Source organism: Azospirillum sp., assembly GCF_035627195.1.
Classification (GTDB): Bacteria; Pseudomonadota; Alphaproteobacteria; order Azospirillales; family Azospirillaceae; genus Azospirillum.
Map to the genome: position 1 here is coordinate 23,612 of NZ_DASPMG010000267.1, position 24,502 is coordinate 48,113.

General features: G+C 71.2%; 22 protein-coding genes. 12 read left to right on the forward strand and 10 right to left on the reverse strand.

Annotated features, from left to right (window positions below; translation table 11 throughout):
* Positions 1–43 precede the first annotated feature (43 nt).
* The 6 genes from VED21_RS24100 to VED21_RS24125 all read left to right on the forward strand — a co-directional run bounded on the left by VED21_RS24100 (position 44) and on the right by VED21_RS24125 (position 4,575).
* Positions 44–412, forward strand: coding sequence for a phenol hydroxylase subunit P4 (locus VED21_RS24100; protein ID WP_324886820.1), 369 nt, complete (start codon positions 44–46; stop codon positions 410–412).
* Between the two features lie 237 nt (positions 413–649).
* Entirely contained in the window at positions 650–1,714 is a 1,065-nt protein-coding gene (locus VED21_RS24105) for a phenol 2-monooxygenase domain-containing protein (protein ID WP_324886821.1), read from the forward strand.
* Positions 1,715–1,719: 5 nt separating this feature from the next.
* A complete protein-coding gene (locus tag VED21_RS24110; protein WP_324886823.1) occupies positions 1,720–2,097 on the forward strand; it encodes a 2Fe-2S iron-sulfur cluster binding domain-containing protein in 378 nt (125 codons plus the stop codon).
* 19 nt (positions 2,098–2,116) lie between these two features.
* Complete coding sequence (locus VED21_RS24115; protein ID WP_324886826.1) at positions 2,117–3,037, forward strand: catechol 2,3-dioxygenase; 921 nt, start codon at positions 2,117–2,119, stop codon at positions 3,035–3,037.
* A 10-nt stretch (positions 3,038–3,047) separates the two neighbouring features.
* The gene (locus VED21_RS24120) at positions 3,048–3,485 is read left to right on the forward strand and encodes a heme-binding protein (protein WP_324886828.1); all 438 of its coding nucleotides are present in this window, start codon (positions 3,048–3,050) and stop codon (positions 3,483–3,485) included.
* A gap of 208 nt (positions 3,486–3,693) precedes the next feature.
* Entirely contained in the window at positions 3,694–4,575 is an 882-nt protein-coding gene (locus VED21_RS24125) for a SphA family protein (RefSeq protein WP_324886830.1), read from the forward strand.
* A gap of 133 nt (positions 4,576–4,708) precedes the next feature.
* Here the strand turns inward: VED21_RS24125 and VED21_RS24130 are convergent, their stop codons facing one another.
* Together VED21_RS24130 and VED21_RS24135 are read right to left on the reverse strand one after the other, a co-directional pair.
* Positions 4,709–6,382 carry an isovaleryl-CoA dehydrogenase gene (locus tag VED21_RS24130; RefSeq protein ID WP_324886832.1) on the reverse strand — a complete coding sequence of 558 codons (1,674 nt, stop codon included), beginning with the start codon at positions 6,380–6,382 and terminating at the stop codon, positions 4,709–4,711.
* Between the two features lie 73 nt (positions 6,383–6,455).
* Entirely contained in the window at positions 6,456–7,364 is a 909-nt protein-coding gene (locus VED21_RS24135; RefSeq protein WP_324886833.1) for a LysR family transcriptional regulator, read from the reverse strand.
* Between the two features lie 120 nt (positions 7,365–7,484).
* Between VED21_RS24135 and VED21_RS24140 the strand changes: the two genes are divergently transcribed.
* Positions 7,485–8,651, forward strand: a complete 1,167-nt coding sequence (locus VED21_RS24140) for a mandelate racemase/muconate lactonizing enzyme family protein (RefSeq protein ID WP_324886834.1) — start codon at positions 7,485–7,487, stop codon at positions 8,649–8,651.
* Positions 8,652–8,655: 4 nt separating this feature from the next.
* Here VED21_RS24140 and VED21_RS24145 read toward each other — a convergent pair whose 3' ends face one another.
* Entirely contained in the window at positions 8,656–9,114 is a 459-nt protein-coding gene (locus VED21_RS24145; protein WP_324886835.1) for a hypothetical protein, read from the reverse strand.
* Positions 9,115–9,227: 113 nt separating this feature from the next.
* On the reverse strand, positions 9,228–9,812 hold the full coding sequence (locus tag VED21_RS24150; protein ID WP_324886837.1) for an NAD(P)H-dependent oxidoreductase: 585 nt from the start codon (positions 9,810–9,812) through the stop codon (positions 9,228–9,230).
* Between the two features lie 144 nt (positions 9,813–9,956).
* Here VED21_RS24150 and VED21_RS24155 point away from each other — a divergent pair, with 144 nt between their 5' ends.
* Positions 9,957–11,000, forward strand: coding sequence for a hypothetical protein (locus VED21_RS24155; RefSeq protein ID WP_324886839.1), 1,044 nt, complete (start codon positions 9,957–9,959; stop codon positions 10,998–11,000).
* A 118-nt stretch (positions 11,001–11,118) separates the two neighbouring features.
* Positions 11,119–11,349 (forward strand): hypothetical protein, encoded by a 231-nt coding sequence (locus VED21_RS24160; RefSeq protein WP_324886841.1) that lies wholly within the window; start codon positions 11,119–11,121, stop codon positions 11,347–11,349.
* 52 nt (positions 11,350–11,401) lie between these two features.
* Here the strand turns inward: VED21_RS24160 and VED21_RS24165 are convergent, their stop codons facing one another.
* Both VED21_RS24165 and VED21_RS24170 read right to left on the reverse strand, forming a co-directional pair.
* Complete coding sequence (locus VED21_RS24165) at positions 11,402–13,483, reverse strand: putative bifunctional diguanylate cyclase/phosphodiesterase (protein WP_324886843.1); 2,082 nt, start codon at positions 13,481–13,483, stop codon at positions 11,402–11,404.
* 80 nt (positions 13,484–13,563) lie between these two features.
* Entirely contained in the window at positions 13,564–14,361 is a 798-nt protein-coding gene (locus VED21_RS24170; protein ID WP_324886844.1) for a helix-turn-helix transcriptional regulator, read from the reverse strand.
* 136 nt (positions 14,362–14,497) lie between these two features.
* Between VED21_RS24170 and VED21_RS24175 the strand changes: the two genes are divergently transcribed.
* Together VED21_RS24175 and VED21_RS24180 are read left to right on the forward strand one after the other, a co-directional pair.
* Positions 14,498–14,899: a hypothetical protein gene (locus VED21_RS24175; RefSeq protein WP_324886845.1), complete on the forward strand. Its 402-nt coding sequence runs from the start codon at positions 14,498–14,500 to the stop codon at positions 14,897–14,899.
* Between the two features lie 84 nt (positions 14,900–14,983).
* Positions 14,984–16,996, forward strand: coding sequence for a BTAD domain-containing putative transcriptional regulator (locus VED21_RS24180; protein WP_324886846.1), 2,013 nt, complete (start codon positions 14,984–14,986; stop codon positions 16,994–16,996).
* 7 nt (positions 16,997–17,003) lie between these two features.
* On the opposite strand, the gene VED21_RS24185 is transcribed toward VED21_RS24180, so the two are convergent.
* From VED21_RS24185 to VED21_RS24195, 3 genes are all read right to left on the reverse strand, one after another.
* Positions 17,004–18,359 carry a HAMP domain-containing sensor histidine kinase gene (locus VED21_RS24185; protein ID WP_324886847.1) on the reverse strand — a complete coding sequence of 452 codons (1,356 nt, stop codon included), beginning with the start codon at positions 18,357–18,359 and terminating at the stop codon, positions 17,004–17,006.
* Positions 18,360–18,367: 8 nt separating this feature from the next.
* Complete coding sequence (locus VED21_RS24190; protein WP_324887043.1) at positions 18,368–19,045, reverse strand: winged helix-turn-helix domain-containing protein; 678 nt, start codon at positions 19,043–19,045, stop codon at positions 18,368–18,370.
* 108 nt (positions 19,046–19,153) lie between these two features.
* Positions 19,154–20,692 (reverse strand): DegQ family serine endoprotease, encoded by a 1,539-nt coding sequence (locus VED21_RS24195; protein WP_324886848.1) that lies wholly within the window; start codon positions 20,690–20,692, stop codon positions 19,154–19,156.
* 139 nt (positions 20,693–20,831) lie between these two features.
* On the opposite strand from VED21_RS24195, the gene VED21_RS24200 reads away from it, so the two are divergent.
* Complete coding sequence (locus tag VED21_RS24200; protein WP_324886849.1) at positions 20,832–23,015, forward strand: ATP-dependent RecD-like DNA helicase; 2,184 nt, start codon at positions 20,832–20,834, stop codon at positions 23,013–23,015.
* Between the two features lie 34 nt (positions 23,016–23,049).
* On the opposite strand, the gene pyk is transcribed toward VED21_RS24200, so the two are convergent.
* Positions 23,050–24,471 carry a pyruvate kinase gene (gene pyk / locus VED21_RS24205; RefSeq protein ID WP_324886850.1) on the reverse strand — a complete coding sequence of 474 codons (1,422 nt, stop codon included), beginning with the start codon at positions 24,469–24,471 and terminating at the stop codon, positions 23,050–23,052.
* Between the last annotated feature and the right edge of the window lie 31 nt (positions 24,472–24,502).

The window sequence follows — 24,502 nt, forward strand, 5'->3', positions numbered from 1 at the left end:
GTCCTTTTCCCGCATCGACGATAAGAATTCTTCGGAGGAAAACATGGCCGTCGTCGCCCTCGACAAGGACTACGCGGAAAAGATCGACGTCCGCGACCGCGTGGAGAATTTCCACGGCAACAACGTCGTCTACCTGCACTGGGAAGAGCATCTGAGCTTCTGCGCGGCCCTTGCCTTCCCGCTGCCGCCCGACATGCCGTTCGGGGCGCTGGTGCAGGAAATCATCCCCACCTACTACGGCGCCCACCCCGACTGCGCGAAGGTCGACTGGTCCAGCGTGCGCTGGACCATCGACGGCAAGGACGCCACCCCCGACATGGCCAAGTCCCTCAAGGACCACGGCGTGCGCCACAAGTCCCTGATCCGCTTCTGGACCCCCGGCCTGAACGGCTTCAAGGGCTCGCACAGCTAATCTCCCTCCCCTGCGAAGCGGGGGAGGGAAGGGGCCCACGAAGCGGGAAGGGTGGGGGCAAGAACCTTTGGGGAGGCCGTTGCCCCCACCCTGCCAGCTTCGCTGGCTTCCCTCCCCCGCCGGAGGCAGGGGAGGGAGGAATCACCGAATATCGCTGCACTGCGAAAATCTCGACATTAAGCTTGACTGTCTGAGGTTCCCCGCGCTACGTCAGACAGCGTCTATGGGAGGAAAACGGTGAGTCACACGCTGACCATCGAACCGACGGGCGAAACCGTCACCGTCGAGGACGGGCAGACCATCCTGGACGCCTGCCTGCGCCAGGGCATCTGGCTGCCGCACGCCTGCGGCCACGGCCTGTGCGGCTCCTGCAAGGTCGAGGTGACGGACGGCGAGGTCGACCATGGTGACGCGTCCAGCTTCGCGCTCATGGACTTCGAACGCGACGAGGGCAAGACGCTGGCCTGCACGGCGCGCCTCAACGCCGACACCACCATCGAGGCCGACATCGACGAGGAGCCGGACGCGCGCCGCATCCCCGTGCGCGACTTCACCGGCACGGTGGTCAAGCTGGTCGACCTGACGCACGACGTGAAGGGCGTCTTCATCGAACTGCCGGGCGAGGGCATCGACTTCCAGGCCGGCCAGTACGTCAACCTCACCATCCCCGGCGTGGACGGTCCGCGCGCCTTCTCCCTCGCCAACCCACCGTCTCAAAAGAATGTGGTCGAGCTGCACGTCCGCCTCGTCCCCGGCGGCAAGGCGACGACCTACATCCACCAGCAGCTGAAGGTCGGCGACACTCTCACGCTGGCCGGTCCCTACGGCCGATTCTTCGTGCGCACCTCGGCCACCGCGCCGATGATCTTCCTGGCCGGCGGCACCGGCCTGTCCAGCCCCAAGTCGATGATCCTCGACCTGCTGGAGCACGGCCGGACGGAGCCGATGGCGCTGATCCACGGCGTGCGCTCGGTCCGCGACCTGTACGACCGCGACCTTTTCGAACGGCTCACGGCGGAGCACCCTAACCTTACCTACATCCCCGTCCTCTCCGACCTCCAGCCGGGCGAGGCGTGGGACGGGCAGACGGGCTTCGTGCACGAGGCACTGCAGCGGCACTTCGACGGCATGTTCGCCGGCCGCAAGGCCTACCTCTGCGGCCCGCCGGTGATGGTGGAGGCGTGCATCCGCACCCTGATGCAGGGCCGCCTGTTCGAGCGCGACATCTACACCGAACGCTTCCTCACGGCCGGCGACGGCGACGCGGGCAAGGTCCGCAGCCCGGTCTTCAAGAGGATCTGACCGCCATGGACAGCCACATGGTCCGCGAGCGCCACGCCATCCGGCTGGAGGACACCGACGGCAGCTTCTCCTGCTACGCCGACGAGACGGTGCTGAAGGCCATGGAGCGCGCGCCCGGCTTCGGCTTCGCGGTCACCAGCGGCCGGCGCATTTCCGTCGGCTGCCGGCAGGGCGGCTGCGGCGTGTGCCGCGTCCAGGTGCTGTCCGGCGCCTACCGCACCGGCCCCATGAGCCGCGCCCACGTCACCGCGGAGGAGGAGGCGGAGGGCTACGCGCTGGCCTGCCGCCTCTACCCGCAAGGGGACCTGACGCTGCGCCCCGCGCGCAAGCCGCCACCCCAGAAGACGACACCTCAGACGATCACCACCGACCCCAAAGCATAAACACGAGGAGGAAACACCCATGGCCATCACCGGCGTGCTGCGCCCCGGTTTCATCCAGATCCGCGTGCTGGAAAAGCAGGCGGCGCTGACCCACTACGTCGACCGCCTCGGCCTCGACAAGGTCTCGGAAGAGGCGGACGGCCGCATCTACCTGAAGGCGTGGGACGAGTTCGACCGCCACTCCGTCATCCTGCGCCCGACCGACACCGCCGGCATGGACGTGATGGGCTTCAAGGTCGCCTCCGACGCCGACCTCGACGTGTTCGAGAAGCGCATCACCGACTGGGGCCTCACCGTCGACCACGTGCCGGAGGGCGAGCAGCCCGGCGTGGGCCGCCGCATCGGCTTCGTGCTGCCGTCCGGGCACCGGATCGAGCTGTACGCCTCGATCGAGCTGTCGGAGACGCACCCGCCCATCGAGAACCCGCACGTTTGGCCGCAGGAGCCGCGCGGCATGCGCGCCACCCGCTTCGACCACGCGCTGCTCTACGGCCCGGACATCGAGAAGAACCTGGCCTTCTTCCAGGAGGTGCTGGACTTCTCGCTGGCCGAGAAGATCGACACGCCGGACGGCGTGCTGGCGATCTGGCTGACCTGCTCGAACAAGGCGCACGACATCGCCTTCGTCCGCCACGCCGAGCCGGGCAAGTTCCACCACGCCGCGTTCTTCCTGGACACCTGGATGGACATCGGGCACGCCGCCGACATCATGGCGCGCTACGACATCTCCATCGACGTGGGTCCCACCCGCCACGGCATCACGCGCGGCCAGACCATCTATTTCTTCGACCCGTCCGGCAACCGCAACGAAGTGTTCGCCGGCGGCTACACCTACTATCCCGACAACCCCACCCGCACCTGGGGTCCGGAAGAGCTGGGCCGCGGCATCTTCTATTACGAGCGGCGCCTCAACGACGCCTTCCTCTCGGTCGTGACCTGAGGACCCGGCCATGAAGTTGACCGCCAAGGAACTCACGGTACGTCACGACAGCATCACCGCGGAGGCGGCGCTGGCCGCCGTCGCGGCGGTGGTGCGCAAGGGGCAGGAGATGGGGGTGGCGGTGAACGCCGCCGTGGTGGACGCCGGCGGCAACCTCGCCGGCTTCCTCCGTGCCCCCGACGCCTTCCTGACCTCCATCGGCATCGCCATCGACAAGGCGTACACGGCGGTCAGCTTCCGCATGCCGTCGGGTCGGCTCTACGACCTGATCAAGGACAACCCGGCGCTGCGCGAGGGCATCGCGCAGCGCGACCGGGTCGCCGCCTTCGGCGGCGGCTTCCCGATCATCGTCGACGGCCGCGTCGTCGGCGGCATCGGGGTGTCCGGCGCGTCGGAGGAGCAGGACTGCCTCTGCGCCCAGGCCGGTCTCGCCGCGCTCGGGCTGTAGGACAGCGGACATGTAGGTTGGGTTGAGGCGAAGCCGAAAACCCAACGTCTTCGCCACGTGCGGGACGTTGGGTTTTCGCTGGCGCTCAACCCAACCTACGGTCTGCTCCCGTCCCAATCAAAAGAACGAACAACAAGAAAGAAGCCAGCCGGCCCGCGCGCACGGGCCGGACCAGGGGGGAGTCATCCAAAATGGGGGAAACGTGCTTATGAATTGGAAGAAACTGCTTGCCGCGGCCGCCGTCGCCGTCGGTTTGGCCGCCGCACCGCAGGCGCAGGCGACCGAGGGCGACGCGCAATATCCCAACGGTGCGGAAGGCTTCATGGCCGGCGCGGTGCCGCCGCCGGGCACCTATTTCATCAATTACCTGATGCACTACACCGCCGGCCGCGTGAACAACGACGACGGCAAGCAGGTCCCGGTCAATTTCCGTCTGAACGCCACGGCTGAGGTGCCGCGCCTCCTCTACGTCTCCAACGTCCAAATCCTCGGCGCCAACTGGGGCGCGCACATCCTGGTGCCGGTGGTCAACCTGCGCTACGAGGTCGGCCCCTTCTCCGGCCACCAGTTCGGCCTGGGCGACATCACCATCGACCCCTTCATCCTGTCCTGGCACTGGCAGAACTTCCACCTCGCCACCGGCCTCGACATCATCCTGCCGACCGGCCGCTACGACCGCAGCCGCCCGGTCAACATCGGCGCCAACTACTGGGGCATCGAGCCGCTGGTCGCCGGCACCTACATGTCCGACGCCGGGTTCGAGGTGTCGGCCAAGCTGATGTACGCCTTCAACACCCGCAACAACGACACCAGCTACCGCTCCGGCCAGGCGTTCCACATGGACTACATGGTGGCGCAGCACTTCGGCAACTGGACGGCCGGCCTGGGCGGCTACTGGTTCCAGCAGACCACCGACGACGACCTGCGGGGCGTGAGCATCGGCAACCGCGGCACCGCCTTCGCCATCGGCCCGGCGGTCAAGTACGACGTCGCTGGCATCTCGCTGATCGGCAAGTGGCAGCACGAGTTCGTCGCCCACAACCGCCCGCAGGGCGACAAGCTGTGGGTGAAGCTGATCATGGCCTTCTAAAAAGCGGGCCGGGGCCGGGGAGCATCGGGTCAGCGCCCCGGACCAACGCCGCCGTGACACAGACGATGTGTCCGCGGTCCGGCGTCCCGCTCCACTCCAGCCGTCCTTCCCCTGCGGAAGGACGGCTTCTTTTTTATGCCTCCCCCGCTGCCCGGCCCAGGATCGCCTCCAGGTCCAGCCCCGGCGGCAGCGTGCCGTACGCCCGCCCGCCCTCATTGCCTAAGCGCGAGGCGCAAAACGCCTCCGCCACCGCCGGCGGCGCGTGGCGCAGCAGCAGCCCGGCCTGCAGCGCCAGCGCCGTGCGCTCCACCAGCAGCCGGGCGCGCGCCTCCTGGTTGGCGCGGTCGGCAAACAGCGCGCCCGTGTGCTCCACCCAGCGGTCGAGCCGCGCATCCAGCCCGCGCGCCGCCCCCAGATCCGCCGTCAGCGCGGCCAGCGCCGCCGGCTCCTTCTCCAGCGTGCGCAGCACATCCAGGCAGATGACGTTGCCCGACCCCTCCCAGATGCTGTTCAGCGGCGCCTCGCGGTAGAGGCGCGGCAGCGGCCCCTCCTCCACGTAGCCGCCGCCGCCATGGCACTCCATGGCCTCGTAGACGAGGTTGGGGCAGCGCTTGTTCAGCCAGTATTTGGCGACCGCGACGGCAAGCCGCGCGAAGGCGCGGGCGGCCGGGTCCTTCTCCCCTTCATCGAAGGCGCGCGCCACGCGGAACAGCAGCGCGATGGCCGCCTCCACCTCCAGCGCCATGTCGGCCAGCACGGCGCGCATCAGCGGCTGGTCGGACAGGCGCTTCTGGAACGCCGTGCGGTGCCGGGTGTGGTGCAGCGCCTGCGCCAGCGCCGCGCGCATCAGCCCGGCCGCCGCGAAGCTGGTATCGAGCCGCGTGTGGTGCACCATGTCGATGATGGTGGCCACACCGCGCCCTTCCTCGCCCACCGGCAGCGCCCAGGTGTCGGCGTACTCGATCTCCGACGATGCGTTGGAGCGGTTGCCCAGCTTGTCCTTCAGGCGCTGGATGAGGAAGGGGTTGCGCTCCCCGTCCGGCGTCCAGCGCGGCACCAGGAAGCAGGACAGCCCCTTGTCCGTCTGCGCCAGCGTCAGGAAGGCATCGGACATGGGCGCCGAGCAGAACCACTTGTGCCCGGTCAGGCGGTATGCCGCCCCATCTCCGTCGCGTCGGGCGCGCGTGGTGTTGGCGCGCACGTCGGATCCGCCCTGCTTCTCCGTCATCGCCATGCCCACCGTCACGCCGGTCTTCTCGGATGCGGGGATCATGCGCGGGTCGTAACGGTCGGACAGGATGCGCGGCACCCACTCCGCCGCCACGTCGGGCTGGTGGCGCAGGGCCGGCACGGCGGCGTAGGTCATGGCCACGGGGCACAGCACGCCGGCCTCCCACTGCGTCAGCATGTAGCCCATGGCGGCGTGCGCCACGTGCCCGCCCGGCCGCGCGGCCGTCCAGGCGCCGGCCGTCCAAGCGATGGAATGGACGCGATGGCGCATGGCCAGTTCCATCAGCGCGTGGTAGGCGGGATGGAACTCCACCTCGTCGATGCGGCGGCCGTAGCGGTCGAAGGTCTTCAGCACCGGCGGGTTGCGGTTGGCCTGCTCGCCCCACTCCACGACCCGTTCGCTGCCGGCCTCCGCGCCCAGGACGCCCAGCGCCTCGCCGGCCCAGGCCGCACCTTCCCGCTGCACCGCCTCGCGCAGGGCAAGGTCGGTGGCGTACAGGTCGCGAGGCGCGAAGTCCGGCGGCTGGTTGGTCACCGCGTGGGTGGCGAGCTGCGCGATCGGGCTGCGGTGGGCCATGCTGTCCTCCCCAATTTTTCGTTGAGGATACCAGCGAACGCCAACCGTGGCACCCGGCCGGAGGTGAGAGGCCCTATCCCGCCACCAGCGCCCAGAACGCCTCCGCCGCGCCGCTCAGCCGCGCGCGGGGACGGAACAGGCGGACCTCCACCGCGACGTCCCACTCCGCACCACCGGCCCGCATCAGACGCCCGCTTTCCAGGTCGTCGGCAACCAGGCTCTTCGGCAGCCACGCCACGCCGCGCCCGTCCTGCGCCATGGCGCGCAGCACGGCGGCGAGGTGGGAGGTGAACACCGCCTCCAGCCGCGCCGTGCGGCCGGACGCCGCCCGCGCCGCCGCGACGATGCGGCCCATGCCGGATTCGGCGCTGTAGGCGAGGTGGGGCAGGGGGTGGGGCAGGGTGTGCGCATGCGGCCCGTCCAGGGAGAAGCGCGCTTCCCCGTCGCCATCCGGCGCGCTGACCGGCAGCAGCACGTCCTCGCCCACGGCGACCGAGCGGAAGGCGCCGGGCTCCAGCCGCCCCGGTGCCGCCGGATGGTGGTGGCACAGCAGGAACTGCGCGTGCCCCTGCAGCATCAGCTGCTCGCACGCACTCATGCTGTCGGAGACGAGGCGGATGGCGCCCAGGCTGGCCCGCGCCTCCAGCGTGCGCAGCCACGCGGGGAAGAAGGTCAGCGACAGCGCGTGCGTGGCGGCGAAGGTCAGGGCCGACGCGGCGGCCTGCGCGCTGGCCCGCGCGTCCTCGCGGCCCTGGAGCAGGCGGCGCAGCACCTCCTCCGCCGCCGGGCGGAAGCGCTCGCCGGCCTCGGTCAGCGTCACGCGGTGGGTGGAGCGGTCGAACAGCGGTGCCCCCACCCATTCCTCCAGCGCACGGATGCGGCGGCTGAAGGCCGGCTGCGTGAGGTGGCGCATCTCCGCCGCGCGCGAGAAGTTGCCGCAGTCCACCAGCGCCAGGAAGTCGTCGAGCCAGGAGAGTTCCACGGGGCCGCTTGCCGTCCATGCCGAACATGCATCAATCCATCGAAAACTGGCATTGGCCGCGCGGACCTGTCCATCGCTATGTCTGCTGCACAGCCAACCGGCCTACCGACGGAGACCCCCATGCGCATCGTCGAGATCCGCGAGATGACGGCGTCCATCGCCTCGCCGATCGCCAACGCCTACATCGACTTCTCCAAGATGACCTGCTCGGTCGTCGCCGTGATCACCGACGTGGTGCGCGACGGCAAGCCGGTGGTCGGCTACGGCTTCAACTCCAACGGCCGCTATGCGGCCGGCGGCCTGCTGCGCGAACGCTTCCTGCCGCGCCTGCGGGAGGCCGATCCGAAGTCGCTGCTGACCGACGCCGGCGACAACCTGGATCCCTTCCGGATCTGGGCGGCGATGATGACCAACGAGAAGCCGGGCGGCCATGGCGAGCGCTCGGTCGCCGTCGGCACCGTGGACATGGCGGTGTGGGACGCCGTGGCGAAGATCGAGGGCAAGCCGCTCTACCGCGTGCTGGCCGACCGCTACCGCGGCGGTGTGGCGGACGACAGGGTGTGGGTCTACGCGGCCGGCGGCTACTACTACCCCGGCAAGGACCTGACTGCGCTTCAGGACGAGATGCGCAGCTACCGCGACCGCGGCTACAAGGTCGTGAAGATGAAGATCGGCGCCGCCCCGCTGGAGGACGACCTGCGCCGCATCGACGCGGTGCTGGAGGTGGTGGGCGACGGCGCCAACCTCTGCGTCGACGCCAACGGCCGCTTCGACCTGGACACCGCCATCGCCTATGCCGAGGCGCTGAAGCCCTACGGCCTGTTCTGGTACGAGGAGGCGGGCGACCCGCTCGACTACGCGCTCCAGGCCGAGCTGGCGAACCACTACGACCGCCCGATGGCGACCGGCGAGAACCTGTTCTCGCACCAGGACGCGCGCAACCTGATCCGCCACGGCGGCATGCGGTCCGACCGCGACTGGCTGCAGTTCGACTGCGCGCTGTCCTACGGGCTGGTGGAGTACCTACGCACGCTGGAGACGCTGGACGCGCACGGCTGGTCCAGCCGCCGCGTGGTGCCGCACGGCGGCCATCAGATGTCGCTGAACATCGCCGCCGGCCTGCACCTGGGCGGCAACGAGTCCTACCCCGACGTCTTCCGCCCCTTCTGCGGTTTCGCCGACGGCATCCGGGTGGAGGACGGCTACGTCGGCCTGCCCGACGCGCCGGGCATCGGCTTCGAGACCAAGTCGGAGCTGTTCGCCGTGATGAGGACGCTGGCGGACTGACGCGTCATCGGTGATGCGGGGCCGGCGGGGCGGCCTTGCTCCGCGTGCTCCTGGCCGGCGGGCGCCCGGCGAGGAGGTCGCCGAACAGATCCCCCACCGCGTTCAGGTCGCGGCGGAAGTTGCCGGCGAAGTCGGTCCCCGCCACCCGCGTGTCGCGCCGGGGCTTCGCCGCGGGCGGGCGCTTGGCGTTCCGGGTGTTCGCCACGCGCGTGCGGTCGCGGTCCTTGGGCGGCGACACGCCCTTGGCCGGGGGCGGCGGCTTGATGGCGGGCGGCTCGACGGTGGGCGGGTTCACGTACGGCGCCTTCGGGCTGGTGGCGAAGGCGTCCAGGCACTCGCCGCGGGCGCGCGCCCTGGCCAGCGCGTCGGCGTCGAGCAGCCAGCAATCGGCGGCGTGCGCCGGTGCCGGAACCGCGGCCAGCAGCACCAGAATCACCGCACCCCGCACCGTGCCCCACAGCATTCCCGCCGACTCCCCGCCGTTCTCCACCGTCCTGGAATACAACGGCGGCCGCACCCCGGCTCCGGCGCGAAGCGGGAGTAGGCGGCCTTTGGCGAACTACCCCCTGCGGCGGATCAGGCGCCCTTGGCACCCAGAACGCGCATCTTCTCCAGCCAAGCGCGGCGCTTGTCCTCGCTCGCGGCACCCACCATGCCGAACAGCGTCTCGCGCACCGGCGCGATGCCGACGAAGCGCAGGATGTTGCGCTCCAGCCCCTTCAGCCCGTGGGCGAAGTACCAGAACCGGTACACGAACGCCGGCATGCCCATGGTGACCACCAGCCGGGCGGAGCGGCCGCCCAGCAGCAGCTTCGGGTTGCCCTTCTCCTGGTAGGCGAAGGCGACCCCCGGGCGCATCACCTGCTCCAGGAACGCCTTGACCAGCGCCGGCATGGTGCCCAGCCACAGCGGGAAGACCAGCACGATGTGCTCTGCCGCCACGATGGCCTCCTGGGCGGGGCGCAGGCTGTCGGGCACCGGCTCGTGCTCGAAGGCGTGCTGCGTGCGCAGCAGGGGGAAATCGAGGGCGGCGATGTCCACCCGCGTCACGGAATGCCCGGCCTCCTGCGCTCCCTCGGCGTAGGCGTCGGCCAGCGCCCGGCACAGGCGGCGGGGTTCCGGGTCGGGATGTCCCTGGATGACGACAATGCGGCGTGGCATGGCGACCTCCGGTCCGCTGCGCGAAGCCTGCCATAAGCCTACACCTCAAGCGTCCCGGCGTGGGGTCCGTCAAGCAGGCCATAATGCCGCGCCCGTCCACCGTGCCCCATCGACCGTGCTAGACTGGCGGCGGAAGGAGCACTCATGTCATCTGAACCCGTTTTGAAGCTGGGCGATTGGGATCGCCCCGCCGGCCTGCCGGACAGCCTCGCCGCCGAGGTGGCCAACTGGCACTGCGTCGTCAAGAACCCCGTGGCCGCCAGCTTCTATTCGAAGCCCGGAACGCCCTGGACCCGCCCGGCCGAGGGATGCCTGCGCGTGAGCAACCGCTGGAATACCCGGACGGGCGCGGGCGAATCCGGCTTCGTCACCGACCGGCCGGTCGCCGACGGCGAATGGGCCATGGCCCGCTTCGAAGGGGGGATGTGGCGGGTGCAGTCCGCGGCCCCGGCGAACGGGCGCGCGGCGGCCGAGGCGCTGCGGCAGGCGCGGGCCGACCGGCTCGTCGCGTCGCGCCGGTGGACGCGCAGCGACCTGGACCTGCTCCAGTCCCTGGTGGACGGCGAGGTCTTCGGGGAGGCGGACCTCGTGGCCGGGGACGAGGCGCGGATGCGCTCCCTGCGCTCTCTGGTCAAGCTGCACCTGGCGATCGAAGCAGCCGAGGACGACGCCGAACTGCCGGATGCGGCGCGTGACGTCCTGCAACGCGGCGCCGGCCCGGCCGTCTGGATGGACGAGGACGCAAAGGCAGTCGGCGCCGCCATCCTGGCGTGGCACGCGCGCAAGCAGGCAAGGGCGGTCGCCCGCGCCGGCCGGGCGGCCGGGGACTCCGGCGACGCGCTGAAGCTCTCCATCGCCGACGCCGTGCGCAAGGCATTCCCCGGCATGCCCAAGGAGGTCGCCGCCGCCACGGCCGCGCGCTTGGCACCCGGCGTCGGCAAGCTGGGCCGCATGCCGAACCTTCAGGCCATCGTCGACGCCGTCGCGGAGATCCGGCTGGAGCGCTGGCGCCAGGCCGTGGCGTCGGAGCCCGAGGTGGCCGAGCGGCTGACGGCCATGCAGGTGCGCGGCGACCCCAACCGGGCGCGCAAGCGCTTCCGCGACCAGCGGGCCGTCGAGCGCGTGGAAGGCGAACTCCGGGACTGGCGCGGGGATCTCGGGCCGGTCTCCACGCGCCGGCTGGGGTGACGGGGGCGATTCGCCGCGCGGTGTGGCGCGCATCACAGTGACGTGGGCGGGAGACCTTCAGTGTGTGGATATCGGCACACGCCGATACCCCAGCACCTGCACAGGAAGGTCTCCGGCCATGACCATGAAGAGCCACGTCGCCCTGGGCACCGCCGTCCTGGCGGCCGCCGTCCTCACCCTCTCCCTGTTCGGCGCGTCGGTGCCGCAGCCGGTGCCGCCCCAACCCGTCGCGTCCCCGGCATCGGCCGCGAGCCCCGGCGGTGTGGTCGCGGAACGCCCCACGGCCGACAACGGGCTGAACGACGGACCCAGCGCGACGGGAATGGAGCGCATTCCGGTCTTCCGCTGATCCCGCGCGCCCCCTCCCTCTCCCGATCGGCCGCGACGGGGAGGGGGCCGTCCTACGCCACCGGCCGGTTGCAGCACCAGTCTGCGACCGCCGCCGCCTCCATCGGGCGGGCGATGGCGTAGCCCTGCGCCTCGGTGCACCCGCACCGGTGCAGCGCCGCCAGGAGGTCTTCCGTTTCCACACCCTCCGCCACCGCCCGCACGCCCAGTTGCCGGGCGAGCGACACCATGGTCTGTACGACGATCGCGTCGGCGTTGTCGCACAGCATGCGGCGCACGAAGGACTGGTCGATTTTCAGCGACGCGACCTGCGGCAGGTGGCGCAGCGTGGCGAAGGAGGAATAGCCGGTCCCGAAGTCGTCGATGGCGATCTCCACGCCGAAGCCGGCGATGTCCGTCAGCACCGCCATCGCCCGGTCCGGGTCGGCCATCATCGCCGTCTCGGTGATCTCCAGCTCCAGGCACTGCGGGTCCAGGCCGTGTCGCGCCAGCGTGCTCCGCACCTGCTCGGGCAGCGATTCATCCACCAGGTTGCGCGCCGACAGGTTGACCGACATGCGCCACGCGTGCCCCGCCGTCCGCCAGGCCTTGGCCTGCGCCACGGCGGTGTCGAGCACCCAGGCGGTCAGGTCGTGGATCAGGTCGCTCATCTCCGCCATCGGCACGAACTCCGCGGGCGGGACGAGCCCGTACAGCGGGTGCTGCCAGCGCACCAGCGCCTCCATCCCGCTCACGGCCCCCTCACCCATGCGCAGGATCGGCTGGTAATGCAGGCGCAGCTGCCCCTGCCGCATGGCGTCGCCCAGGTCCGCCATCAGGGCGAGGCGCGAGGCGCTGTGCGTGTCGGCGTGCGCCGCATAGTGGGAATAGCCGCTCTGCCGGCGCTTGGCGACGTACATGGCCACATCGGCGCAGCGCAGCAGGGTGGAGGAATCGCGGCCGTCCTGCGGGTGCACGGCGATGCCGATGCTGGCCCCCACCTCGATGCGCATCCCCTCCAGCGAGAAGGGCTTGCGCAGGGACGCCAGGAACTCCACCGCCCACGCCTTGGCCTCCTCCGCTCCGGCGCTGTCGAGCACGACGGCGAACTCGTCGCCGCCCAGCCTCGCCACCATTCCGCCATGGCCGGCCGCCGCCTGGGTCAGCCGTGCCGACACCATGCGCAGCAACTCGTCGCCCACGTGGTGGCCCAGCGTGTCGTTGACCTCCTTGAAGCGGTTGAGGTCCAGCAGCATCAGGGCCACGTGGCTGCCCGTCCGGTCGGCGTCGGCGATCAGACGCGCCACCGTCTCGTGCAGGCGCTTGCGGTTCGGCAGGCCGGTCAGGGAGTCGTGGTGCGCCAGGAACTCCACCGTCGCCAGATGCGCGTTGCGCTCGGTGATGTCCTTGAACTGCACCAGCCAGCAGGACCGCCCGTCGACCACCACCTCGGCCGAGGAGCCGAGGATGCTGACCACCCGGCCGTCCTTGGTGCGGAAGTCCACCTCGTGGTTGCGCAGCTGCCCCCGCTGGCGCATGACCGCGACGGTGGCCAGCCGCTGTGCCGGATCGTTCCACAGTCCGATCTCCACCGTGCTGCGGCCCAGGATCTCCTCGCGGGCGTAGCCGAACGTGTCGACGAAGCTGAGGTTGACGTCCAGGATGCGCCCGGTCTCGATCTCCGACACGATCATCGGGTCGGGACTGATGGCGAAGAGCTTGGCGAACTTCTGCTCCGACAGGAGCATCCGCCGCTCCATCGACTTGCGCAGCGAGATGTCGCGGGCGATGACGATGCGGAAGCCCTGTTCCCCCACCACGACGGGGGACAGCGTCACCTCCGCCTCCACCGGGATCCCGTCCGTCCGCATGTAGGTCCATTCGACGCGCTGCTGCCGCCCGGCCTGCACCTCGGCGCCGATGGCGAGTGCCGCTTCCGATGACAGCCGCCCGTCCGGCTGGCGTTCGGGCGACAGGTCGGCCACCCGCCAGCCGACAATGGCCTCCCGCTCGCGGCCGAACATCTCCAATGCCGCCGGGTTGCAGTCCAGTATGGTGCCTCCGGGGCCGATGACGAGGATGGCGTCGCCGGCCGCCTCCACCAGGCGCCGTCCGAGTTCCGCGCGGTCGAAAAGCCTCGGCAGCACGTCGTTCATGGGTGGGCACATGTAAGGTGGGCGCTGCGTGGCATCGGCGTGATCCGACGGTGTGTATCACGCACTGTGGCACGGGAGCGTTAACGAGCCGTAGCCATCGCCCGCAGCGCCTCCGCCGTTTCCGGGTCGGCGGGGAAGAAGGATTCCAGCGCCAGTTCCGACAGGGTGACGTCCACCGGCGTGCCGAACACCGTGGTCGTGCTGAAGAAGGACAGCATCCCACCGTCGGTCATCAGCCGGAACGGCACCACGACGCCGCCGTAATCCGTGTGCGGCCGGGCGGAGGCGGGCACGGGATACCCCTTCAGCTCCTCCATCAGGGCCGCCAGCACCGGATCGGCGGTGATCTCCACCTGCCGGGCGAGCCGGGTGAGCAAGTGCGCGCGCCACTCCGGCAGGTTGGCGATGCGCGGCGCCAGCCCGTCCGGATGCAGGCTGAGGCGCAGCACGTTGACCGGCGGCTGGAGCAGGGCGGGCGCCGCCCCGGCCATCAGGCGCTGCGTCGTCTCGTTGGCGGCGATCAGGTTCCAGTGCCGGTCCACCGCCAGCGCCGGGTAAGGGGCGTGCCCGGCGAGCACGAGGTCGACCGCACGGCGCGCCGCGCCCAGCGCCGGGTCCGACAGCGGCCGTTCCGGGAAGACCGGGGCGAAGCCGGCCGCCACCAGCATCATGTTGCGCTCGCGCAGCGGCAACTCCAGCCGTTCGGCCAGATGCAGGATCATCTCCCGGCTCGGCCGCGAGCGGCCGGTCTCCAGAAAGCTCAGGTGCCGCGTCGAGATGTTCGCCTCGCAGGCGAGGTCGAGCTGGCTGAGCCGGCGGCGCTGGCGCCACGTGCGCAGCAGGTCGCCGACGGAAGGGGCGTCGCTGATCGTCATCATGCAGGTAAGGATAGCCCAGCGCCGCACGCCGCTCCATTACGCCACAGGTAATCGCTTCCCCTCCCCGCCGCCGCCATCCTCGGTCCCACAGGCAGCCGCACCCGGCGGCTGCGCGCTTCGAGGAAGGAGTTTCCCCATGACGACCGTGCACCCCACGCCGCTGCTGCGCCGCGTCCTGCTGGCCGATGCCGTGTCGAGCGCCGCCGCCGGCCTTCTCATGCTGTTCGGCGCCGGGACGCTGGCCGGTCCGCTGGGCCTGCCGTCCGCCCTGCTGGCCGGGGCCGGGGTCGCCCTGCTGCCGTTCGCGGCGGCGTTGCTGTTCCTTGCTACCCGCCCGGCCATCCCCCGGCTGGCGCTGTGGGCGGTGATCGCCACCAACGCGCTGTGGGCGGTGGAGAGCGTCGCGCTGCCGCTGACCGGCTGGATCGCGCCGACGGGCCTGGGGCAACTGTTCGTCGTCGCGCAGGCGCTGGTGGTCGCCGCCTTCGCCGAGGCGGAATACCTGTGCGTCCGTCGCGCACCCGTGCTTCAGGGGTAACCCCACGCAGCCGAAGCGCCTCTGACATCCGGATCCCGGCCTGCTATCGTCGTCGCCATGGTCGATGGCCTTGCCCCGTGTGCGATGGACGGACCGACGCTTCGGCTGCTGGGGGGCTTCGCGCTGACCGGCGCGGGCGGGCGGACGCTCCCCGCGCCGGGCCGGAAGGCGCAGGCGCTGCTCGCCCATGTGGCGCTGATCGCCCCCAAGCCCCTGTCCCGCGAGCGGCTGGCCGGCCTGCTGTGGGAGGAGCGCGACGAGGCACGGGCGCGGCACAGCCTGCGCCAGTGCCTGATGGAGTTGCGCCGCCTGGGCGTGCAGGCCGGCGGCGACCTGATCCTTACCGAGGGCGACGCGCTCGTCCTGGCCCTGCCGGCCGACAGGGTGGACGCGCTGGCGCTCGACCGTCTGGCCGGCGAGGGCTCCCCCGAATCCCTGCACGCCGCCGCCGATCTCTGCACGGGCGCCTTGCTGCCGGAAGGGGAGGCCGGCACGGAAGCCTACGACGCGTGGCTGGCCGGGGAGCGCGCCCGCGTCGCCCGGCTGACGGCCGGCGTCTTCGCGCGCCTGACGGCGCTGCATGAGGTGCAGGGCGACTGGGATGACGTTGCCTCCACGGCCGAACGCTGGCTGGCCCTCGACCCGGCGTGCGAGGAGGCGCACCGCAGCCTGATGCGGGCGCACGCGCAGACCGGGCGGCGGTCGGACGCCGTGCGGCAGTACCAGATATGCGCCGAGGCGGTGCGCCGTTGCCTGGATGCCGAGCCGGAGGAGGAAACGGTCGAGCTGCTGCGCAGCATCCGCGACCGCCCGCCGGCCGCAACGGCCGCGGCGGCCGTGGCCACCCGGACGGTCACGGGCTCCTGCGAACTCGAACGGCGGGGCGTGCCCGACCGGCCGTCGCTGGCCGTTCTGCCCTTCGCCACGCTGGACGGGCCGGCGGAGGGCGGCGGCTTTGCCGACGTTGTTTTCGGGGACGGCCTCGCCCACGACGTGCTGGCGCGGCTGGCGCGGCTGCGCCCGCTGTTCGTCATCGCCGGCGGCTCTTCCTTCCGCTTCCGGGGACCCCATGTCGACCCGCGCACCGTCGGCCGGGCGCTGGGCGTGCGCTACCTCGTTGCCGGCACGCTCCGCACCCACGCCGGGCGGCTGCGGCTGACGGTGGAACTGGTGGAGGCCGAGACCGCGAACGCGGTGTGGAGCGAGGTGTTCGAACGCCGCCTGGACGATGTGTTCGCGATCCAGGAAGACCTTGCCACGCACATCGCCGCGGCGCTGGAGGCGGAGGTCGAGTCGGCGGAGGTTCGGCGCGCCCTGACCCGGCCGCCCGCCTCGCTGGACGCGTGGGGCGCCTATCACCGTGGCCTGTGGCACATGTTCCGCTTCACGCGCGACGACAACGAGACGGCGCGCGGCTTCTTCCAGCGGGCGCTGCACCTCGACCCGATGTGCGGGCGGGCGCACGCCGGCCTGTCGTTCACCCATTTCCAAGACGCCTTCCTGCACCGCACGGCCGATCGGCGCCGCGAGGCCGGCCACGCCTACCGCTTCGCCGAGCAGAGCGTGGCGCTGGACGAGCGCGACCCGATGGCGCACTGGGTGCTGGGGCGCGCGCTGTGGCTCCTGGAACGGCAGGACGACGCGGTCGAGGAACTGGGCCTCGCGGTCGACCTCAACCCGAACTTCGCGCTCGGCCACTACACGATCGCTTTCGTCCAGTCACAGGGCGGCGATGCGCGGGCCGCGCTGGACGCCGCCGATCTGGCGCAGCGGTTGAGCCCCTTCGATCCCCTGTTGTTCGGCATGCTGGGCTCGCGCGCACTCGCCCTCATGAACCTGCGCGACTACGCCGAGGCCGCGGTGTGGGGCGAGCGGGCGGCGCGCCGGCCGAACGCCCACGTCCACATCCACGCCGTCGCCGCCTTCGCCGACGCGCTGGCGGAGCGCACCGACGAGGCGCGCGCCTACGCCCACCGGATCCGGGAGGCGGCACCTGCCTACCGTTGCAGCGATTTCCTCCAGGCGTTCCGCACGCTGCGCCCGCCGCTGGCCGACCTGATCCGCCATGTCGGCCCGGCCATCGGCATCCCGCCGTAAACGTTTCCTACGCCTCCGGCAGCACGAGGCTCGCCCTCAGCCCCGGCCGGTTGTCGTCCAGTTCCAGGTGCGCCCGGTGCAGGCGGGCCACCGCGTCCACAAGGCTCAGGCCCAGGCCGTTGCCCGGCGTGGCGCGGGCGTCGTCCAGGCGCACGAAGCGGCGCAGCACCGCGTCCCGCTGGTCCGGCGGAATGCCGGGGCCGCTGTCGGCTACGGTGACGCGGTTCCGGTCCACCGTCAGCACCACCCGCCCGCCCGGCGGCGTGTACTTGACCGCGTTGTCCAGCAGGTTGGCGACGGCCTGCGCCAGCAGCTGCGCGTTGCCCTGGACCACCGGCCGCTCCCGGATTTCCGTCGTGAAGGCCAGCCCCTTTTCCTCGGCCAGGGGTTCGTAGAGGTCGGCCGCCGTCTCCGCCACCTCGGCCAGGTCGACGGGGCGGAAGTCCTCGCGCTGCGCCCGGGACTCCACCTGGGCGATGGAGAGCAGCGCCGTGAAGATGGACAGCAGCCGGTCGGCCTCCGCCAGCGCGTCCTGCAGCGCCGCGCGGTAGGCCTCCGGCTCCTCGTCCTCGCGCAGCAGCGTCAGTTCGATGCGCGTGCGCAGGCGGGTCAGCGGCGTGCGCAGGTCGTGCGCGATGTTCTCGGTGACCTGCCGCAGGCCGGCCATCAGCCCCTCGATCCGGTCGAGCATGGCGTTCAGGTTCCCGGCCAGCCGGTCGATCTCGTCCCCGTTGCCGGACCGCGCCACCCGGCCCGACAGGTCGCCGTCGATGATGCGCCGCGTGGTGCGGTTGATCGCCTCGATCCGGTGCAGCACGCTGCGGCTCAGCAGCACGCCGCCGGCGACGCCCAGCGCCGCCGTCACCGCGAAGATCCACCCCAGCGACGACACGATCTGCCGGCGCACCGAGTCCAGCTCGCTCATGTCGCGGCCGACCAGCAGGCGCAGGCCGCCCGGCAGCGCGAAGCTGACGGCGCGCGCGGTGGCCGGGCCGCCGCTGGGGCCGCCGGTGTCGGCCACTGTGAAGTGCAGCCAGCCCTGCTCGTCCGGCGCCCCGCCCGGCCAGCCCGACAGGTTGCCGGCCAGCGCCACCCCGCCCGGCGCCATGACGAGGTAGATGGAGTTGGTGTGCGGGGCGGCGCTGCGCACGCGCACCGCGTCGATCAGGCCGGGCAGCCCGCGCCGGTCGAACTGCTCGCGCAACGCCCCGATGTCCTCGCCGATCGCCTCGTGCAGCTGGCTTTCCACGAACCCGGCGGTGGAGCGGTAGACGACGCCCAGGATCACCCCGACCGAGCCCAGGAACAGGCACAGGTACAAGAGCGCCACGCGGAACGTGGTGGTGCGCAGCAGCCGCAGCACGGCGCCCCTCAGCCCGCCGCGCGCAGGGAATAGCCGGCACCCCGCACCGTGTGGATCAGCGGCGTGGGGAAATCCTTGTCGATCTTCTGGCGCAGGCGGGCGATGTGCACGTCGATCACGTTGGTTTGCGGGTCGAAGTGATAGTCCCACACGTTCTCCAGCATCATCGTGCGGGTCACCACGCTGCCGGCGTTGCGCATGAGGTATTCGAGCAGCGCGAACTCACGCGGCAGCAAGTCGATCTCCCGGCCCGCGCGCTTCACGCTGCGCGCCAGCAGGTCCATCTCCAGGTCGCCGACGGTCAGCTTTGTCTGCGGCTGCGCCGCGCTGCGCCGCCGGGCCAGCACCTCGATGCGGGCCAGCAGCTCGGAGAAGGCGTAGGGCTTGGTGAGGTAGTCGTCGCCGCCCGAGCGCAGGCCCTTCACCCGGTCCTCGACGCTGCCGAGTGCCGAGAGGAACAGCACCGGCGTGTCGTTGCCGGCGGCCCGCAGCAGTTCCACCAGCGACAGCCCGTCGCGGCCGGGCAGCATACGGTCGACGATCATGACGTCGTAATGCTCCGACCCGGCGAGGAACAGCCCCTCGCGCCCGTCGTTGGCGACGTCCACCACGTGCCCGGCCTCCTTCAGCCCCTTGGCGAGGTAGGCGGCGGCCGTCCGATCGTCTTCGATGACCAGGACCTTCATGCATTCCATGCTACCCTCCCGACGGGCCGGGGCCAAGTGGGGGCGGCCAAGTGGGGCGGCCAAGTTGGGGGCGGCCCCGCGGCCGCCCCGTGCTGTTCACGATGCCGCTCACGACATGGCGAGCTTCAGCGCCACGAAGCTCTCGTTGCCCTGGCGGTTGACCAGCAGCAGCACTGCCTTCTTGCCCGCCTTGCCGGCCTCGGTCACCTTGCGGGCCAGCTCGGCGGGGGAGGCGACCGGCTCGCCGCCCACCGCCTCGATCAGGTCGCCGGGCTGCACCGGCACGGCACCGGCCTTCGGCGACACGCCGACCACCACCACGCCCCTGGCGCCGCGATCCAGACCCAATTGCGCCCGCGTCTCCGCGTCCAGCGCGGCGAGCTTCAGGCCGCTCAGCGCCGGGTGCGACGGCTGGTCGGCGTCCGGACCGGCGGACGCCATCTGCGGTTCCTCGGCCAGCTTCTCGATGCGGGTGGTGAGCGTCGTCTCCTTACCCCCGCGCACCACGTCGATCCTGGCGTCGGAGCCGGCCGCCGTGCCGGCCACGAGGCGGGTCAGGTCGCGCACGCCGTCCACCGGCTTACCGTCGAAGCGGACCACCACGTCGCCCTGTTTCAGGCCGGCCTTGGCCGCCGGGCTGCCCGCCGTCACCTCGGCCACCAAGGCACCCTGCGGCTTGGGCAGGCCCAGCCCCTCGGCCAACTCCGGCGTCAGCGGCTGGATGCGCACGCCCAGCCATCCGCGCTCCACGTGGCCGCGCTCCTTCAACTCGGCCACCACTTGGCGGGCGAGGTTGGAGGGGATGGCGAAGCCGATGCCCACCGAACCGCCGGACGGCGAGAAGATGGCCGTGTTGATGCCGATCACCTCGCCGTTCAGGTTGAACATCGGGCCGCCGGAGTTGCCGCGGTTGATGGCGGCGTCGGTCTGGATGAAGTCGTCGTAGGGGCCGGCGCCGATGTTGCGCCCGCGCGCCGAGACGACGCCGGTGGTCACCGTGCCGCCCAGCCCGAACGGGTTGCCGATCGCCACCACCCAGTCGCCGACGCGCGCCTTGTCGCTGTCGCCGAAGTCCAGGTGCGGCAACTCCTTGTCGGACGACACCTTCAGCAGCGCCAGATCGGTCTTGGCGTCGCGCCCGACCAGGGTGGCCGGCAGTTCCGTCCCGTCGTTCAGCGTGACGGTGATCGCCTTGCCTCCGTCGACCACGTGGTTGTTCGTCACGACGTAGCCGGCGCCGTCGATGATGAAGCCGGAACCGACGGACATGCCGCCGCCGCGCGGCTCTTGGTCCGGCGCGTCCTGGCCGCCGGGAGCGCCGTCCGGCAGGCCGAAGCGGCGGAAGAACTCCTCGAACGGGGAACCGGGCGGGAAGGGCAGCCGGCGCTGCGGTGCGGCGTCGGCGCGCACCGGCCCGCCTTGCGTGACGGAGATGGTGACGACCGCGGGCGAGACCCGCTCGGCCAGTGGCGCCAGGCTGTCGGGCATGGCGCGGGTTTCGGCTGGCGCCGCGGCGGCGGTGGCCGGGGGCGGGACGGCGACCGCCGCCGTCCCCGCCAGCACGGTCGTGCCCAGCAGCACGGCGGCGACGGCGTTGCGCAGCCGGCGCTTGGGGGCCGTGCGGTCGGAGTGAGGGGCCGTGGTCATGACAGGGTGTCTCCTTGCAAGCATCGCAGGCATCTCTCGGGGGGAACGGATCCCCATGCCCCGATGCTTACCGGCGCGCCCCTGACAGCGCCGTTGCCGCCGGATGAAAAGAAATTCATGCGGCACCATCTTCCGGAGCATGAACCCTTATGCACAGTCATCTCAGGCCCGCGAGCCGCTCTCCGGCCTTGTCGAGCGGGTCACCTTCCACAGCGCGGAGACGGGGTTCTGCGTGCTGCGCGTCAAGGTGCGCGGCCAGCGCGACCTGGTCACCGTCGTCGGGCACGCGGCGTCGATCTCCGCCGGGGAGTTCGTCCAGGCCATGGGCGCCTGGATCAACGACCGCACGCACGGCCTGCAGTTCAAGGCCGACTTCCTGCGCGCCACCCCGCCGACCACCACGGAAGGGATCGAGAAGTACCTGGGCTCCGGCCTCATCAAGGGGATCGGGCCGGTGTACGCGAAGAAGCTGGTCAAGGCCTTCGGCGAGGCGGTCTTCGACGTGATCGAGCGCGAGCCCGGCCGCCTGCGCGAGGTGACCGGCATCGGCGCCAAGCGCGCGGCGCGCATCACCGCCGGCTGGGCCGACCAGAAGATCATCCGCGCCATCATGGTGTTCCTGCACAGCCACGGCGTGGGCACCTCGCGCGCCGTGCGCATCTTCAAGACCTACGGCCCCGACGCCATCCAGCTGATCACCGAGAATCCTTACCGGCTGGCCCGCGACATCCGCGGCATCGGCTTCAAGACCGCCGACGCCATCGCCGCGCGCCTGGGCATCGAGAAGACCGCGATGATCCGCGCCCGCGCCGGCATCGCCTACGCGCTGGCCGAGGCGACCGACGAGGGGCACTGCGGCGTGCCCACGGCCGAGCTGGTGCCGCTGGCGGAAAAGCTGCTGGAGATCGAGGCGCCGATCATCGAGGAAGCGCTGCGCCTGGAGTTGGCGGAGGGCACCGTCGTCGCCGACACGCTGGGCGGCGAGCCCTGCGTCTTCCTGGCCGGCCTGTACCGGGCGGAGCAGGCCATCGCCGACCGGCTGCGCCGGCTGGCGGCGGGCACAGCCCCCTGGCCGGCCATCGACGCCGACAAGGCGATCCCCTGGTTCGAGGAGAAGGCCGGCATCACGCTGGCCGACAGCCAGCGCGCGGCGCTGCGCACGGCCGTCGCGTCCAAGCTGCTGGTCATCACCGGCGGCCCCGGCGTGGGCAAGACCACGCTGGTCAACGGCATCCTGAAGATCCTATGCGCCAAGGGCGTCTCCATCCTGCTGGCCGCCCCCACCGGCCGCGCGGCCAAGCGCCTGTCGGAGAGCACGGGCATGGAGGCGCGCACCATCCACCGCCTGCTGGAGACCGACCCGAAGAACGGCGGCTTCAAGCGCGAGGAGGGCAACCCGCTGGACTGCGACCTGCTGGTGGTGGACGAAACCAGCATGGTGGACGTGCCGCTGATGAACGCACTCGTGCGCGCGGTGCCCGCGCGTGCGGCGCTGCTGCTGGTGGGCGACGTGGACCAGCTGCCGTCGGTCGGGCCGGGGCAGGTGCTGGCCGACGCGATCGCCAGCGGCGCCGTGCCCGTGGTCCGCCTGACCGAGGTGTTCCGGCAGGCGGCCACCAGCCGCATCATCGTCAACGCCCACCGCATCAACGCCGGCCAGATGCCGGAATGGCCGAAGCCCGGCGAAGACAGTGACTTCTACTTCGTCGAGGCGGCGACGCCGGAGGTGGGCGTGGCCAAGCTGATCGAGATGGTGCGCGAGCGCATCCCCCGCCGCTTCGGCGCCGACCCGGTGCGCGACATCCAGGTGCTGTGCCCGATGAACCGGGGCGGGCTGGGTGCCCGCTCGCTGAACGTCGAATTGCAGAAGGTGCTGAACCCGCCGGGCGATGTGCGCGTCGAGCGCTTCGGCTGGACCTTCGGCGTCGGCGACAAGGTCATGCAGGTCGAGAACGACTACGACAAGGAGGTCTACAACGGCGACCTCGGCATCGTCACCGCCATCGACCCGGAGGAGGGCACGCTGACCGCCGACTTCGACGGCCGCCCGGTGACCTACGAGTACGGCGAACTGGACGAGATCGTGCTGGCCTACGCAACCACCATCCACAAGAGCCAGGGGTCGGAATACCCGGTGGTCGTCATCCCCATCGTGACGCAGCACTACACCATGCTGCAACGAAACCTCGTCTACACCGCCGTCACCCGCGGCAAGCGCCTCGTCGTGCTGGTCGGCCAGCGCCGCGCGCTCGCCATGGCCGTGCGCGGCGGCCAGGGCCGCCGGCGCTGGACGAAGCTGGCCGAGTGGCTGCGCGGCGGCTGAGCGGGGAGGGCGGTGCCGGCGGCGCGGTCCCGCGTCAGGACCGGCTGACGCTCACCACCCGCAGGTTGTTGGTGGTTCCCGGCTGCGCGAACGGGATGCCGGCGACGACGACCATCGAATCGTCGGGACGCGCGAACCCTTCCGCCTGCGCGATGCCGACCGCGCGCTCCACCATCTCTTCGTAGGTGTGGATGTCCTCGGACAGCACGCTGTGGGCACCCCACAGGAGGCACAGGCGCCGGGAGACGGCCCCATCCGGCGTGATCGCCAGGATCGGCACGGCCGGACGCTTGCGCGCGATGCGCGCCGCCGTCGTCCCGCTGGAGGTGAACGCCACGATCGCCGAGGAGCGGATGACCTCCGCCAGATCGGCCGCCGCGGCGGCGACGGCGTGCGGGGCGGTCTGCTCCTCACCCGGGTCGGAGGCGTCGATGATCGAGCGGTAGAGCTTGTGCTGCTCGGTCGAGCGGATGATGCGGTCCATCATCTCCACCGCCTCCACGGGGAAGGAGCCGCTGGCGGATTCGGCCGACAGCATGACCGCGTCGGCGCCGTCGTAGATCGCGGTCGCCACGTCCGACGCCTCCGCCCGCGTGGGCGTGGGTGCCGCCACCATGGAGTCGAGCATCTGCGTCGCCACGATCACCGGCTTCACCGCCAAGCGGCAGGCGCGCACCAGCTCCTTCTGGCGGCCCGGCACCTCCTCGTGCGGGATCTCCACGCCCAGGTCGCCGCGCGCCACCATCACCGCATCCGACAGGCGGATGATGTCCTCGATCCGGTCGAGGGCCGACGGCTTCTCGATCTTCGCCATCAGCCCGGCGCGCTCGCCGATCAGGCCGCGCGCCTCCAACAGGTCGGCGGGCTTCTGGACGAAGGACAGGGCAACCCAGTCGACGCCGAGGTCGAGTCCGAAGGCGAGGTCGGCGCGATCCTTGGGCGTGAGCGGCGACAGGTCGAGCACCGTGCCGGGCAGGTTGACGCCCTTGCGGTTCGAGATCGCCCCGCCGAAGATCACCTCCGCCTCGATGAAATCGTCGCCCAGCCGCGTGACGGCCACGCGCACGCGGCCGTCGTCGATCAGCAGATGGTGCCCCGGCATGATCGCCGCGAAGATCTCCGGATGCGGCAGCGGGATGGCGTTCCTGTCGCCCTCCACACCCGAGGGCACGAAGCGGATCACCTCGCCGGCCGTCACGGCGATCTTGCCGTCGCGGATCGTGCCGACGCGGATCTTGGGTCCCTGCAGATCCTGGAGGATGCCGATCGGGCGGCCGACCTCGGCTTCGAGCGCGCGGATGGCGGCGTGCACCCTGGCGTGGTCGTCGTGCGTTCCATGGCTGAAGTTCAGCCGGAACGTATCGACGCCGGCCAGGAACAGCCGCTTCAGCATGTCGGGCGACGCGCTGGCCGGTCCGACGGTGGCAACGATCTTCGCACGGCGGTGACGACGCATGTCTTCTCGGCCGCGGGGGCCGCCTCTTCGA

What these genes read in the sequence shown, in the direction of transcription:
- VED21_RS24190 (WP_324887043.1), bottom strand. Translation starts at nt 19,045, where the DNA reads ATGAAGGTCCTGGTCATCGAAGACGATCGGACGGCCGCCGCCTACCTC.
- VED21_RS24155 (WP_324886839.1), top strand. Translation starts at nt 9,957, where the DNA reads ATGTCATCTGAACCCGTTTTGAAGCTGGGCGATTGGGATCGCCCCGCC.
- VED21_RS24175 (WP_324886845.1), top strand. Translation starts at nt 14,498, where the DNA reads ATGACGACCGTGCACCCCACGCCGCTGCTGCGCCGCGTCCTGCTGGCC.
- VED21_RS24110 (WP_324886823.1), top strand. Translation starts at nt 1,720, where the DNA reads ATGGACAGCCACATGGTCCGCGAGCGCCACGCCATCCGGCTGGAGGAC.
- VED21_RS24120 (WP_324886828.1), top strand. Translation starts at nt 3,048, where the DNA reads ATGAAGTTGACCGCCAAGGAACTCACGGTACGTCACGACAGCATCACC.
- VED21_RS24150 (WP_324886837.1), bottom strand. Translation starts at nt 9,812, where the DNA reads ATGCCACGCCGCATTGTCGTCATCCAGGGACATCCCGACCCGGAACCC.
- VED21_RS24100 (WP_324886820.1), top strand. Translation starts at nt 44, where the DNA reads ATGGCCGTCGTCGCCCTCGACAAGGACTACGCGGAAAAGATCGACGTC.
- VED21_RS24145 (WP_324886835.1), bottom strand. Translation starts at nt 9,114, where the DNA reads ATGCTGTGGGGCACGGTGCGGGGTGCGGTGATTCTGGTGCTGCTGGCC.
- VED21_RS24195 (WP_324886848.1), bottom strand. Translation starts at nt 20,692, where the DNA reads ATGACCACGGCCCCTCACTCCGACCGCACGGCCCCCAAGCGCCGGCTG.
- VED21_RS24130 (WP_324886832.1), bottom strand. Translation starts at nt 6,382, where the DNA reads ATGGCCCACCGCAGCCCGATCGCGCAGCTCGCCACCCACGCGGTGACC.
- VED21_RS24165 (WP_324886843.1), bottom strand. Translation starts at nt 13,483, where the DNA reads ATGAACGACGTGCTGCCGAGGCTTTTCGACCGCGCGGAACTCGGACGG.
- VED21_RS24140 (WP_324886834.1), top strand. Translation starts at nt 7,485, where the DNA reads ATGCGCATCGTCGAGATCCGCGAGATGACGGCGTCCATCGCCTCGCCG.
- VED21_RS24200 (WP_324886849.1), top strand. Translation starts at nt 20,832, where the DNA reads ATGAACCCTTATGCACAGTCATCTCAGGCCCGCGAGCCGCTCTCCGGC.
- VED21_RS24115 (WP_324886826.1), top strand. Translation starts at nt 2,117, where the DNA reads ATGGCCATCACCGGCGTGCTGCGCCCCGGTTTCATCCAGATCCGCGTG.
- pyk (WP_324886850.1), bottom strand. Translation starts at nt 24,471, where the DNA reads ATGCGTCGTCACCGCCGTGCGAAGATCGTTGCCACCGTCGGACCGGCC.
- VED21_RS24170 (WP_324886844.1), bottom strand. Translation starts at nt 14,361, where the DNA reads ATGATGACGATCAGCGACGCCCCTTCCGTCGGCGACCTGCTGCGCACG.
- VED21_RS24180 (WP_324886846.1), top strand. Translation starts at nt 14,984, where the DNA reads ATGGACGGACCGACGCTTCGGCTGCTGGGGGGCTTCGCGCTGACCGGC.
- VED21_RS24160 (WP_324886841.1), top strand. Translation starts at nt 11,119, where the DNA reads ATGACCATGAAGAGCCACGTCGCCCTGGGCACCGCCGTCCTGGCGGCC.
- VED21_RS24125 (WP_324886830.1), top strand. Translation starts at nt 3,694, where the DNA reads ATGAATTGGAAGAAACTGCTTGCCGCGGCCGCCGTCGCCGTCGGTTTG.